The organism is Cellulomonas sp. Y8, from assembly GCF_008033115.1.
In the GTDB taxonomy this organism is placed as follows: domain Bacteria; phylum Actinomycetota; class Actinomycetes; order Actinomycetales; family Cellulomonadaceae; genus Cellulomonas.
In genome coordinates this window covers 147,650-160,757 of record NZ_CP041203.1, presented here as the reverse complement: position 1 = coordinate 160,757, position 13,108 = coordinate 147,650, and the positions used below count along the sequence as shown (strand labels likewise).

General features: G+C 76.3%; 9 protein-coding genes and 1 pseudogene. 6 read left to right on the top strand and 4 right to left on the bottom strand.

Features of this window, described 5'->3' with window-relative positions; translation table 11 throughout:
• Positions 1-170 precede the first annotated feature (170 nt).
• Complete coding sequence (locus FKM96_RS00740) at positions 171-2,492, top strand: bifunctional (p)ppGpp synthetase/guanosine-3',5'-bis(diphosphate) 3'-pyrophosphohydrolase (RefSeq protein WP_147793645.1); 2,322 nt, start codon at positions 171-173, stop codon at positions 2,490-2,492.
• Here FKM96_RS00740 and FKM96_RS00735 read toward each other — a convergent pair.
• The 3 genes from FKM96_RS00735 to FKM96_RS00725 form a co-directional block, all read right to left on the bottom strand.
• Positions 2,452-3,147 carry a hypothetical protein gene (locus tag FKM96_RS00735; RefSeq protein WP_147793644.1) on the bottom strand — a complete coding sequence of 232 codons (696 nt, stop codon included), beginning with the start codon at positions 3,145-3,147 and terminating at the stop codon, positions 2,452-2,454. The two genes, FKM96_RS00740 and FKM96_RS00735, sit on opposite strands and share 41 nt — an antisense overlap.
• Positions 3,148-3,214: 67 nt before the next feature.
• On the bottom strand, positions 3,215-5,041 hold the full coding sequence (locus FKM96_RS00730) for a DUF349 domain-containing protein (RefSeq protein ID WP_246855115.1): 1,827 nt from the start codon (positions 5,039-5,041) through the stop codon (positions 3,215-3,217).
• Entirely contained in the window at positions 5,038-5,823 is a 786-nt protein-coding gene (locus tag FKM96_RS00725; RefSeq protein ID WP_147793643.1) for a peptidylprolyl isomerase, read from the bottom strand. The genes FKM96_RS00730 and FKM96_RS00725 overlap by 4 nt, the downstream gene beginning before the upstream one ends.
• A 167-nt stretch (positions 5,824-5,990) precedes the next feature.
• On the opposite strand from FKM96_RS00725, the gene FKM96_RS00720 reads away from it, so the two are divergent.
• Positions 5,991-6,740 (top strand): MBL fold metallo-hydrolase, encoded by a 750-nt coding sequence (locus FKM96_RS00720; protein ID WP_147793642.1) that lies wholly within the window; start codon positions 5,991-5,993, stop codon positions 6,738-6,740.
• Between the two features lie 5 nt (positions 6,741-6,745).
• Positions 6,746-8,110: a histidine--tRNA ligase gene (gene hisS / locus FKM96_RS00715; RefSeq protein WP_147793641.1), complete on the top strand. Its 1,365-nt coding sequence runs from the start codon at positions 6,746-6,748 to the stop codon at positions 8,108-8,110.
• Between the two features lie 16 nt (positions 8,111-8,126).
• Here hisS and FKM96_RS00710 read toward each other — a convergent pair whose 3' ends face one another.
• Complete coding sequence (locus FKM96_RS00710) at positions 8,127-8,690, bottom strand: TspO/MBR family protein (RefSeq protein ID WP_147793640.1); 564 nt, start codon at positions 8,688-8,690, stop codon at positions 8,127-8,129.
• A gap of 172 nt (positions 8,691-8,862) precedes the next feature.
• Here FKM96_RS00710 and FKM96_RS00705 point away from each other — a divergent pair.
• The 3 genes and pseudogenes from FKM96_RS00705 (at position 8,863) to FKM96_RS20440 (ending at position 13,095) form a co-directional block, all read left to right on the top strand.
• Positions 8,863-10,042, top strand: a pseudogene (locus FKM96_RS00705) (Rv2578c family radical SAM protein).
• A 218-nt stretch (positions 10,043-10,260) separates the two neighbouring features.
• Complete coding sequence (gene aspS, locus FKM96_RS00700) at positions 10,261-12,087, top strand: aspartate--tRNA ligase (protein WP_147793639.1); 1,827 nt, start codon at positions 10,261-10,263, stop codon at positions 12,085-12,087.
• 867 nt (positions 12,088-12,954) lie between these two features.
• On the top strand, positions 12,955-13,095 hold the full coding sequence (locus tag FKM96_RS20440; protein ID WP_168216829.1) for a GNAT family N-acetyltransferase: 141 nt from the start codon (positions 12,955-12,957) through the stop codon (positions 13,093-13,095).
• The last annotated feature ends 13 nt before the right edge of the window (positions 13,096-13,108 follow it).

Below are 13,108 nucleotides of genomic sequence, written 5' to 3'. Positions count from 1 at the left end.
CTCCGACGCCGCCGGCACCGCTCCCCGGTGCCGGCGGCGTCGTGCTGCGCGCCCGTGACGCGGTGCACGGCGGCGACGCCGTAGAATCGTGCGGATCGACAGCGCGTCCGGTCCGTCCGGCCGCGCGGTGGCGGACAGCCGGGCTCGACCCGGCACGGCGGGAGGCGCGGATGGCGGAGCCACGGACCTCGGCAGGACCCGATGCACGGCCGGAGGCGCCCGCGACCACGGGCGGCACCAGCCGCGTGCGGTCGCGCCTCGCCCGGTTCGGGCAGATCCGCGGGCCCCAGCAGTCGCCCGTGATCGAGCCGCTGCTCCAGGCCGTCCGGACGAACCACCCCAGGGCCGACCTCAGCCTGATCGAGCGCGCCTACGTCACGGCGGAGGCCGCGCACCGCGGCCAGCTGCGCAAGAGCGGCGACCCGTACATCACGCACCCGGTGGCCGTCGCCACCATCCTCGCCGAGCTCGGGATGACGCCCCCGACGCTCGCCGCGGCGCTGCTGCACGACACCGTCGAGGACACGTCCTACTCGCTGGACCAGCTCCGCACGGAGTACGGCCCCGAGATCGCGATGCTGGTCGACGGCGTCACCAAGCTCGACAAGGTGACCTACGGCGACGCCGCGCAGGCCGAGACCGTGCGCAAGATGGTCGTCGCGATGTCCAAGGACATCCGGGTGCTGGTCATCAAGCTCGCCGACCGGCTGCACAACGCGCGCACCTGGAAGTTCGTCCCCGCGGCGTCGGCCGAGAAGAAGGCCCGCGAGACCCTCGAGATCTACGCGCCGCTGGCGCACCGCCTCGGCATGAACACGATCAAGTGGGAGCTCGAGGACCTGTCGTTCTCGACGCTCTACCCGAAGGTCTACGACGAGATCGTGCACCTGGTCGCCGAGCGCGCGCCGGCCCGCGAGGAGTACCTCGCCGTGGTCCGCGAGCAGGTCGGCGCCGACCTGCGCAGCGCGAAGATCAAGGCGACGGTCACCGGCCGGCCGAAGCACTACTACTCGATCTACCAGAAGATGATCGTGCGGGGTCGCGACTTCGCCGACATCTACGACCTGGTGGGCGTGCGCGTCCTGGTCGACACGGTGCGGGACTGCTACGCGGCGCTGGGTGCGCTGCACGCGCGGTGGAACCCGGTCCCGGGCCGGTTCAAGGACTACATCGCGATGCCCAAGTTCAACCTCTACCAGTCGCTGCACACGACGGTGATCGGCCCGGGCGGCAAGCCGGTCGAGATCCAGATCCGCACGCACGACATGCACCGGCGCGCGGAGTACGGCGTCGCGGCGCACTGGAAGTACAAGGAGAACGCCAAGGGCGCCGGGGGCGACGCCGACGGCAACGACATGGCGTGGCTGCGCCAGCTCGTCGACTGGCAGAAGGAGACCGCGGACCCCTCGGAGTTCCTGGACTCGCTGCGGTTCGAGATCGCCGACGGCGAGGTCTACGTCTTCACGCCCAAGGGCGACGTCATGGCACTGCCCGCGGGCGCCACCCCGGTCGACTTCGCGTACGCGGTGCACACCGAGGTCGGGCACCGCACGATGGGCGCGCGGGTCAACGGCCGGCTCGTCCCGCTCGACTCGACGCTGGAGAACGGCGACGTCATCGAGGTGTTCACCTCGAAGTCCGAGACCGCCGGGCCGTCCCGCGACTGGCTCGGGTTCGTCACCAGCCCCCGCGCGCGCAACAAGATCCGTCAGTGGTTCACCAAGGAGCGGCGCGAGGAGGCGATCGAGCACGGCAAGGACGCCATCGCCAAGGCGATGCGCAAGCAGAACCTGCCGATCCAGCGCCTGCTGTCCCACGAGTCGCTCGTCGCGCTCGCGAACGAGATGCGGTACGCCGACGTCTCGGCCCTGTACGCGGCGATCGGCGAGGGCCAGGTGTCCGCGGCCACCGTCGTGCAGCGGCTCGTGCACGCCATGGGCGGCGAGCCGGGCGCCGAGGAGGACATCGCCGAGGTCGCCCGCCCGGGCCAGACCGCGCGCCGCGTCCGCACCGGCGACCCGGGCGTGGTCGTCAAGGGCGTGGACGACATCTGGGTGAAGCTCGCCAAGTGCTGCACCCCCGTGCCGGGCGACGACATCATCGGGTTCGTCACCCGCGGCCAGGGCGTCAGCGTGCACCGGTCGGACTGCATCAACGTCACCGCGCTGCGGGCCCAGCCCGAGCGCATGGTCGACGTCGAGTGGAGCCAGGGGAGCACCGCGCTGTTCCTCGTGCAGATCCAGGTCGAGGCGCTGGACCGCAGCCGGCTGCTGTCCGACATCACCCGGGTGCTGTCCGACCACCACGTCAACATCCTGTCGGCGTCGGTGTCGACCTCGCGGGACCGCGTCGCGATGTCGCGGTTCGTGTTCGAGATGGCGGAGCCGTCGCACCTCGCGTCCGTGCTGGCGGCCGTGCGCAAGGTGGAGGGCGTGTTCGACGTCTACCGGATCACGGGCGCCAAGGCGGAGCAGCCGGCCGTCGACGCGTAGCGGCACCGGCGGTCCGGTCGGCGCCGGCGACGGCGTCCTCCAGCGCCGGGAGCAGCGCCGCCGCGGCCCGCACCCCGCGCCGCCCGGACGCCGCCGCGACGTCGGCGCGCACCCGCGCCGCGTCGACGCCCGCCGCGCCCAGCCGCGCGACGAGCGGGAGCGCCAGCCCCGGCGGGTCCTGGCTCAGCAGGTCGACGGCCGTGCGGCGCGGCGTCGTCACGCGCACGCCGCCGAGCAGCACGACGTCGGCGTCCGGCAGGCTCGCTGTCGCGCCCGTCCGGCCCGGAGCCGGGTCGGGGACGCGGGCGCCGGGAGGTGCGACGACGTCGACCCTCCCGGGCGGGGTGCCGCCGACGTGCACCCAGACCGCCGCGGCCCGCGCGACGGCGCACCGCGCGGGGACGAGCGGTGCCAGGGCCGCGGCCCGCAGCGCCGGCGTCGGGCGCACGTCGGCGGGCAGGGCGACGTCCTCGCGCAGCGGCACGAGCTGCCCGTCGCGCAGCAGCAGGTGCCAGGCGACCGGACCGACGTCGCCGGGGCGGACGAGGGGGGTGGACGGCAGCCGGGCGGCGGTGCGCGGTGCGGGCGGGGGGTGGCCGGGCGGGGCGTGGCCGGGCTGGGCGTGGTCGGGCGGGGGAGCCGGTCGGGACGTCACCCGCAGCACGATGCCGGTCGACCCCCGCGCGTGGCGAGGGGCGACCGGCACCGGCTGTGGACGGGCGTCAGCCCCGGGACTCGTCCGCGGCCCGCTGCACCTGCTCCAGCCAGGACCGGCGGGCGTCGAGCGCGGCCTGCGCGTCGGCGACCTTGCGGGCGTCGCCCCCGGCCTGGGCCTTCGCCAGGTCGGCCTCGAGCTGCGCGATCGCGTTCTCGAGCTGCGCGAGCGCACCCTCGGCCCGCGCGCGGGTCTCGGGGTTCGTGCGGCGCCACTCGGCCTGGTCGGCGTCGCGGACCTTCGCCTCGACGGCGCGCAGCCGGCCCTCGACGCGCTGGATGTCGCCGCGCGGCACCTTGCCCGCGGCCTCCCAGCGGTCCTGGATCGAGCGCAGCGCGGCCTTGGCCTGGCCGAGCCCCTTCGCCGGGTCGATCGCCTCGGCCTCGACCAGCAGCGCCTCCTTGACCTCCAGGTTCGCGCCGTACTCCCGGTCCGTGGCGGCGTTGAGCTCGTCACGGGCGTGGAAGAACGTGTCCTGCGCGGCGCGGAACCGGGCCCACAGCGCGTCGTCGTCCGACCGGCTCGCGCGGCCGGCGGCCTTCCACCGCGCCATGAGGTCGCGGTACGCGCCGGCGGTCGGGCCCCACTCGGTGCTGGAGGACAGGCGCTCGGCCTCGCGGACGATCTCCTCCTTCGCGGCCTTCGCCCCGGCGTTCCGGGACTCCAGCTCGGCGAAGTAGTGCCGACGCTCGCGGTCGAACGTCGTGCGCGCGTGGCTGAACCGCTTCCAGAGCGCCTCCTCGGAGGTGCGGTCGACGCGCGGGCCGGAGCGCTGCGCCTCCTTCCACTCCTCGAGCAGGGCCCGGAGCTGCTCGCCCGCCGGACGCCACTGCATGCGCGCAGGGTCGGTCGTGGCGATCTTCTCCGCGCGCTCGACGATCTGCGTGCGGGCCTCCAGCGCGGCCTGGCGGGCGGCGGACCGCTCGGCCTCGACCGCCGCGCGACGCTCGGCGGCAGCCGCGCGCAGCCCGTCCAGGCGGGCGCGCAGACCGTCCAGATCGCCGACGGCGGCCGGCTCGGCGGTCTCCTCGGTCAGGCGCGTGAGCGTCTGGTCGATCTCCTTGACCGCGAGGTCCGTCGCGGTGAGCCGCGCCTCGAACAGCGCGACCTTCGCCTGCAGGTCGAGGAACCGGCGCACGTACAGCGCCAGCGCCTCGTCGGCCGACGCGCCGGGGAACTGGCCCACGACGCGCTCGCCCGCGGCCTCGCGGACGTAGACGGTGCCCTCCTCGTCGACCCGGCCGAAGCCGGCCGCGGCGGCCGCCTCCGCCGAGTCGTCGGCCACCGGCACCGGGACCACGGGGGTCGCGGGGGCGGCCGGGGCCTCGCCGGACGCGGCCGCGCCGGCCGGGGCCGACGGGGCGCTCGGGCGCGGGCGGGGGCGCATGGCGCTGGGCTTCGGGGCGCTCGGCCGCGGGGCGGTCGCGGGGGTCGGCGCGGCCGCGGCGGGGGCCGGCTCGGCCGCAGGCTCGGCGTCCTGCGCCTCCGGGGCCTCGGTCTCGGCGGCCTCGGGCTCCACGGCGGCCTCGGCCTCGGCGGCCTCCGGCGCGCCGTCCTCGTCGGCGGGAGCGGCCGGCTCCTCGATCGACCCGGCGTCCTCGTCGGCGGGAGCGGCCTGCTCGGCCGCCGCGGGGGCGTCCTCCGCCGGGTGCTCCTCGGCCGCGGGGGCCTCGGCGTCGTCGGCCGTGGGGACCTCGGTCGCGGGGACCTGCGCGTCGTCGGCCGCGGGGGCCTCGGTCGCGGGGACCTCGGCCTCGCCGACCGCGGGCGTCGCGGCCACGGCGGCCTCGTCGCTGTCCTGGGCGCGCTGCTGCTCGTCGGGCGTCTCGGTCACTGGGTCTCCACTCCCTCGATGGTGACGGGGGTGGCCGGGGTGCCGTCCGAGGCACCGCCGCTCACGCCCGCGTCAGCGACTGCCTGCACGACGTCGAGGCCCGACGTGATGCGGCCGAACACGGTGTAGCCCCCGGCGGCGTCCGCCGGGATGGTCGAGTCCTCGTACACGAGGAAGAACTGGCTGCCCATCGACTCGCCGTTGCCGCCCTGGCGGGCCATCGCGATGGTGCCGGCCGGGTAGACGTCGTCGGCGGGGGCGTTCTCGATCGGGCCGAACGCGTAGCCGGGGCTGCCCGTGCCGGTACCGGTCGGGTCGCCGCACTGCAGCACGTAGATGCCGCTGGTGGTGAGCCGGTGGCAGTCGGTGCCGTCGAAGTAGCCCTCCTGCGCCAGCGTCACGAAGTTCGCGACCGCCTGCGGGGCGGCCGCGCCGTCCAGCTCGACGCCGATCTCGCCCTGGCTGGTCGTGATCGTGCCCGTCCAGGCGCGGCCCTCGGCGAGCGCGGCGTCGGGCAGCACGCCGCCGTTGCCGAGGCGCTCGGCGGCGGTGGTCTGCGTGGCCGTGGGGGCGTCGGTGGCGCCGGAGCCCGCGGTGGTGTCGTCGTCCCCGCCGGTGGCGAGGAGCGCGGCGGTGATGCCCACGCCGAGCACGAGCACGCCGACGACCGCGCCGGCGACGATCTGCTGCCGCCGCTTGCGGGCGTGCTTCTGCACCTGGCGCTGCTGCCACTTCTCGTACCGGCGGCGCTCGTACTCGCGCTCGCGCTTGCTGGACGGCACGCACTCTCCTCGGTCTCGGCGTCGGCGGGTCCCCCGAGCGCGGGCACTCAGAGCGCCCGCGCCCGCCGGACAGTCTAGGCAGCCGGTGGTCGCGCGGGTGACGCGCGCGCCGCGCGCGCGCCGCGCGTGCGTGCCGGGGGTCCCGCGGGCGCCGCTAGCGTGGCCGGGTGCGCATCCTCGGACTGACCGCCCCCGTCTTCGCCGCGGCCTGCTACGTGGTGGCGGCCGACGACGGGGACTGCGTGGTCGTGGACCCCGGCGGCGGCGTGGCGGACGCGGTGCGGCGCACGGTCGCCGAGCACGGGCTGCGCGTCGCCGGGGTCGTCGCGACGCACGGGCACGCGGACCACGTGGCGGACGCCGGCGTGCTCGCCGCCGAGGCGGGCGTGCCGCTCCGGCTGCACGCCCGGGACGCGTACCGGCTGGCCGACCCGCTCGGCACGCTGGGTCTCGGCGCGGCGGCCGACCCCGGCGTGGCGGGCGCGCTGCGGTCGGCGGCCGCGGCGGCGGGGCTGGACCCGGCGACCTTCGGCAGGGTCGACCCGGCGCTGGTGGCGCCGTTCGGGGGAGCGGGTGACGACGCCGGCGGTTCCGGTGGCGGCACCGGCCGGACCCCGGACGTCGAGCTCCACCTCGGTTCGGTGAGCCTGGTCGCCCGGCACGCCCCCGGCCACACCGAGGGCTCGACCCTCTACCTGCTCGCCGCGGGCGACGACCGGGTCGCGTTCACCGGCGACGTGCTGTTCGCGGGGTCGGTCGGCCGCACCGACCTCCCCGGGGGCGACCCGGTCGCGATGGCGGCCACCCTGCGCGACGTCGTCGGCGCCCTGCCGGCGGAGACGCACGTCCTGCCCGGCCACGGGCCCGCCACGCGGGTGGACGCGGAGCTGGCCACCAACCCGTACCTGGCAAACTGACCCGCATGGCACGACCGACTCCTCTCTCCGGCTTCCCCGAGTGGCTCCCCGACGGCCGCGTGGTCGAGCAGCACGTGCTCGACACGCTGCGGCGCACCTTCGAGCTGCACGGGTTCGCCGGGATCGAGACCCGGGCGGTCGAGCCGCTCGACCAGCTGCTGCGCAAGGGCGAGACCTCCAAGGAGGTGTACGTCCTGCGCCGGCTGCAGGAGGACGCCGACGCCGAGCAGGACCGCTCCGGGCAGCTCGGCCTGCACTTCGACCTCACGGTGCCGTTCGCGCGCTACGTGCTGGAGAACGCCGGGCACCTCGCGTTCCCGTTCCAGCGCTACCAGATCCAGAAGGTGTGGCGCGGCGAGCGCCCCCAGGACGGCCGGTTCCGCGAGTTCGTGCAGGCGGACATCGACGTCGTCGGCGCGGGCGACCTCCCGTACCACTACGAGGTCGACCTGCCGCTGGTCATGGCGGAGGCGCTCGGCGCGCTGCGTGACATCGGCGTGCCGCCGGTGCGCATCCTCGTCAACAACCGCCGGGTGGCCGAGGGCTTCTACCGCGGGCTCGGTCTCGACGACGTCGAGGGCGTGCTGCGCAGCATCGACAAGCTCGACAAGATCGGCCCGGAGAAGGTCGCCGGGCTGCTGGTCGCCGAGACCGGCGCGACGCCCGAGCAGGCGCAGGCGTGCCTCGACCTCGCGGCGATCTCCGGCGGCGACGCCGGCGTCGTCGACCGGGTGCGCGTGCTGGCCGCGCAGCACGGGATCGTGTCGGAGCTCATGGAGCAGGGCCTGGGCGAGCTGCGGCAGCTGATCGAGGCCGCCGCCGTGCGCGCCCCGGGCGTCGTCGTCGCCGACCTCAAGATCGCCCGCGGGCTGGACTACTACACCGGGTCGGTCTACGAGACGGTGCTGGTCGGCCACGAGCAGCTCGGCTCGATCTGCTCCGGCGGGCGGTACGACACGCTCGCCTCGGACGGCAAGCAGACCTACCCGGGCGTCGGGCTGTCGATCGGCGTGTCGCGGTTGGTGTCCCGGCTGCTGTCGGGCGGCCTGGTCCGCGCGACCCGCGGCGTGCCGGCGGCGGTGCTGGTCGCCGTGACGTCGGAGGAGAGCCGGCCGGCGTCGGACGCGGTCGCCACCGCGCTGCGGGCCCGGGGCGTGCCGGTCGAGGTCGCCCCGACGGCCGCGAAGTTCGGCAAGCAGATCAAGCACGCCGACCGACGGGGGATCCCGTTCGTCTGGTTCCCGGGCGAGGACGGCGCCGCGGACCAGGTGAAGGACATCCGGTCGGGCGAGCAGGTCGACGCCGACGCCGCGGCCTGGGCGCCGCCCATGGAGGACCTGTGGCCGCGGGTGGTCCCCGCGGAGGGCTGACCCCCGGGCGCGGGCCTCATGCCAGGGCGGCGAGGCCCGCGTTCAGCGTCGTGGCGTAGAGCACCCACGTCAGGTACGGACCGAGCAGCCAGGCGACCCACGGGGTCAGGCGGTGGAACGCGACGATCGTCGCGACCAGCGCCACCTCGAGGGCGAGGATGATCGCCAGACCCAGGCCCAGCTGCTCCGCCCCGAAGAACACGGGCGTCCACGCGGCGTTCAGCGCGAGCTGGACGCCGTACAGGACGAGGGCCGTGGTGGCCGCGCGGCCGTGCCGCCGCCAGATCAGCCAGGCGGCCACCGCCATCACCACGTAGAGCACCGTCCAGACCGGGCCGAACACCCAGTTCGGCGGCGTCCACGCGGGCTTGTCGGCGTCGGCGTACCAGCCGTCGACGCCGGACGTCGACGCGAGGCTGCCGCCGAAGGCGACGACGGCGTTGAGCAGCAGCAGGCCGACGAGGACGGGCCAGCCTCGGGTGGCGGGGCCGGCGCCTGCGGCGGTGCCGCCGCCCGCGCCGGCTGCGTCGCGGCGGGCGGGGTGGCTCGGGGCGGGCTGGGCCGGGTTCGCGGAGGTCATGCCTCCACGGTGCGTCGGCGGCGCCGGGTCGGCAACCGGAAGGCCAGCATGCTGAGTTTCCTGCTGCGGTCCGGCATCGCAGGGCCCCGTTCCGGCGTGCCGCTCCCGCCCGTCCCCAGGCCGGTGGACCCGGTGCTTGCGCGGATGTCGAACACGTGTTCGAATCGGTGTCATGCGGTGGGACGGGCAGAGGATCGCGGTGGAGGCGGCGCAGGCGCTGCCCGGCCTCGCGCTGGCGGGTCACCAGCGGTCGGTGCGCACGCCGGAGTTCGCGGGCGTGACCTTCCACGAGGTGCACGCGAAGTCGGCCCTCAACAAGGTGGCCCGAGGCGTCGGCGATGCCGTTCCGGTGGACCGTGAACCCGATGCGCGGCTGTCTGCACGCGTGCACCTACTGCTTCGCCCGTCCGACGCACGAGTACCTCGGCCTCGGCCCCGACGAGGACTTCCAGACCCAGATCGTCGTGAAGACCAACGTGGTCGACGTGCTGACCGCGGAGCTGCGCCGGCCGTCCTGGACGCACGAGCACGTCGCGCTGGGGACCAACACCGACCCGTACCAGCGGGCCGAGGGGCGGTACGCGCTGATGCCCGGGATCATCGGCGCGCTCGCGCACTCGGGCACGCCGATGTCGCTGCTCACCAAGGGCACCCTGCTGCGCCGGGACATCCCGCTGCTGACCGAGGCCGCGGGGGAGGTCGGGGTGAGCGTGGCCGTGTCGCTCGCGATCGGCGACGAGGCGCTGCAGCAGGCGATGGAGCCGGGCACGCCGACGCCGCGCGCCCGGCTCGGGCTGATCCGGGCCGTGCGGGAGGCCGGGCTGGAGTGCGGGGTGCTGGTGGCCCCGGTCATGCCGTGGCTCACCGACTCCACGGCGCACCTCGACGGGCTGTTCCGCGACCTCGCCGACGCCGGCGCGTCCTGGGTGACGACGATCCCGCTGCACCTGCGCGGGCCGGTGCGGCCGCTGATGCTGCAGTGGCTCGCCGAGCACCGGCCGGAGCTGGTGCCGAACTACCGGCGGCTGTACGCGAACGGCGCCTACGTGCCGGAGGAGTACCGCCGGTGGCTGTCGGAGCGGGTGCGGCCGCTGCGCCGCCGGTACGGGCTGCACGGGCCGTCCGCGGCGCCGCTCGAGGGCGCCGGGTCCCCGGCCGGCGCGGGTGCCGGCGCCGGTGCGGGAGCGCGTGCGGGCGGGGGTGCGGGCGCGGGGTCGTCGGCGCGGACCGGCGGCCGGGCGCCGACGCCACCGCCCTGGCGGGTGCGGCCCGCGGGCGGGCGCGGCGCCGAGACGCCCGAGGGCGCGCTGGCGGGGGCGCTGCTCGGGGCGGTGCAGCCCGCGCTGTTCTGACGCCGGTCCGCCGGCGGCCCGGTCACCGGCGGACCAGGGCCGCGACGAGCCGGTCCGCCGGCGGCCCGGCCACGGGCGGGCCGGGGTCGCGACGAGCGCCCGGGAGGACGGCGCCGCGCCCCACGAGGGAGTATCCCCGCGACGGCGCCGGGTCGGTCGGCAGTAGACTCGCCGGGCTGCTCGGACGGGCAGCACCCCGACACCGGAGAGGACTCCTCGTGCTGCGCACCCACACCGCCGGCTCGCTGCGGGCCGAGCACATCGGCACCACCGTCACCCTGACCGGGTGGGTGGATCGCCGGCGCGATCACGGTGGGGTCGCCTTCGTGGACCTCCGGGACGCCTCGGGCATCGCCCAGGTCGTCATCCGGGACGAGGCCGTCGCGCACGGCCTGCGCGCCGAGTACGTGCTCCAGGTGACCGGCACGGTCGGCCGCCGCCCGGAGGGCAACGAGAACGCGCACCTGGCGACGGGCGAGGTCGAGGTGACCGCCGAGGAGGTGGTCGTCCTCAACGAGTCCGCGCCGCTGCCGTTCCAGGTGTCGTCCTCCCTCGACGAGCCGGTGGGCGAGGAGGCGCGCCTGCGCTACCGCTACCTCGACCTGCGCCGGCCCGCCCCCGCGAAGGCCCTGCGGATGCGGTCCCGGGCCAGCCAGGCGGCGCGCCGCGTTCTGGAGGCGCACGAGTTCGTCGAGGTCGAGACCCCGACGCTGACCCACTCGACCCCCGAGGGCGCGCGCGACTTCCTGGTGCCGGCCCGCCTGGCGCCGGGCTCCTGGTACGCCCTGCCGCAGTCGCCGCAGCTGTTCAAGCAGCTGCTCATGGTCGGCGGCATGGAGCGGTACTACCAGATCGCCCGCTGCTACCGGGACGAGGACTTCCGCGCCGACCGGCAGCCGGAGTTCACCCAGCTCGACGTCGAGATGTCGTTCGTCGACCAGGAGGACGTCATCGCGCTCGGCGAGCAGATCCTCGTCGCGCTCTGGGGCCTCATCGACCACGAGATCCCCACCCCGATCGCGCGCATGACCTACGCCGACGCGATGGCGAAGTACGGCACCGACAAGCCGGACCTGCGGTTCGGCCTGGAGCTGGTCGAGCTCACCGAGTACTTCACCGAGACCCCGTTCCGGGTGTTCCAGGCGCCCTACGTCGGTGCGGTCGTCCAGCCCGGCGGCGCCTCGACGCCCCGCCGCGGCTTCGACGCCTGGCAGGAGTGGGCCAAGCAGCGCGGCGCCAAGGGCCTCGCGTACGTCACGGTCGGCGGGGACGGCACCCTCGGCGGGCCGGTCGCCAAGAACATCACCGACGCCGAGCGCGAGGGCCTCGCGGCCGCCGTCGGCGCGCAGCCGGGCGACGCGGTGTTCTTCGCCGCCGGCAAGCCCGCCGAGGCGCGTGCGCTGCTGGGCGCCGCGCGCCTGGAGATCGGCCGCCGCGCCGACCTGATCGACGAGTCGGCCTGGTCGTTCGTGTGGGTGGTCGACGCGCCGCTGTTCAAGCCCACCGGCGAGGACGACGACGTGGCCGTCGGCGAGGGCGCGTGGACCGCCGTGCACCACGCCTTCACGTCGCCGACGCCGGAGTGGGTCGACCGCTTCGAGGAGTCCCCGGGCGAGGCCCTGGCCTACGCCTACGACATCGTCTGCAACGGCAACGAGATCGGCGGCGGTTCGATCCGTATCCACCGCCGGGACGTCCAGGAGCGCGTCTTCGCCGTCATGGGCATCGGCGAGGAGGAGGCCCGCGAGAAGTTCGGCTGGCTGCTCGACGCCTTCCAGTTCGGCGCCCCGCCGCACGGCGGCATCGCGCTCGGCTGGGACCGCGTCGTGGCGCTGCTGACCGGCTCGGAGTCCATCCGCGACGTCATCGCGTTCCCGAAGTCGGGCGGCGGCTACGACCCGCTGACCGGCGCCCCGGCCCCGATCACCCCGCAGCAGCGCAAGGAGGCGGGCGTCGACGCGAAGCCGAAGGCGTCCGACCTCGCGCCCCAGGGCACGCCCGCCGAGACCCCGGTCGCGGACGCCTCGGCGGCCGCGCAGCGGTGACGCGCGTCGGCGACCCGGCCGACGGCACCCCGCAGCACCCTGACGGCCCCGGCGCGCGCACCGCGCCGGGGCTGTCGGCCGTGCCGGGGGCGGCGGGGCTGTCCTCGGGCCCCGCGTCTGCCGGGGCGTCGGCGTCCGCCGGGTGGGCCGGGGCGTCGGCGTCCACGGGGTCGGCCGGGTCGCCCGCGCCCGCCGGATCGGCCGGGTCGCCCGCGTCCGCCGGGGCGGCCGGGCCGCTCGCGCTGCCGGAGCGCTGGGCGCGCGACCCGTTCCTGCTGGACGAGCGCCGCGGCTGGCACCCCGCCGAGGTGCACGCCGACGGCGACGCGATGCTGCTCGTGCGGCGCGCCGCCGCGGACGCGGGCGAGCCGGGTCACGGCCCCGGGGCGACGATGCTGCTGGCGGTCGGCCCGGCCGAGCCCGTCGCGGCGCTGCTGCGCGCCCACGCCCGCACGGGGCACCGGTTCGCCTGGGTGGACACCGAGGCGTTCGGCCTGCTGCACGCCGCCGAGGTGGCCGCGCTCCGCCTCGCCCCGAACCGCACCGGCTGGGAGTGGCTCGTCACGGAGGAGTCGCCCGCGCCCGTCGCCGCCGAGTCCCGGGTGCGCGAGCTCGACCCGCGCGCCGACGCCGCCGCGATCCGCGCCTGCCTCGCGGACGCCAACCCGACGACCGACGCCGACCCCGCCGGCCCGGGCGAGCGCTGGTGGGGTGCGCTGGACGACTCCGGGCGGCTCGGCGGGGTCATCGGCGCCGGACCCCGTGCAGGCCGGGTCGGCGGGCGGGGGTCGGCGCACCTCCACGGGCTCGGCGTCCGGCCGGGGGAGCGCGGCCAGGGGCTCGGGGCGGCGCTGACGGCCGGCGCGGGTGCGGGCGCTCCTCGCCGACGGCGCGGACTGGGTGTCGCTGGGCATGTGGGACGACAACCACGGCGCCCGGCGGATCTACCACCGCCTGGGCCTGCGCACCGTGCACCGCCTGACGACCCTGCGCGCCCGCGGCGCCTGACGCCCCCGCCCCC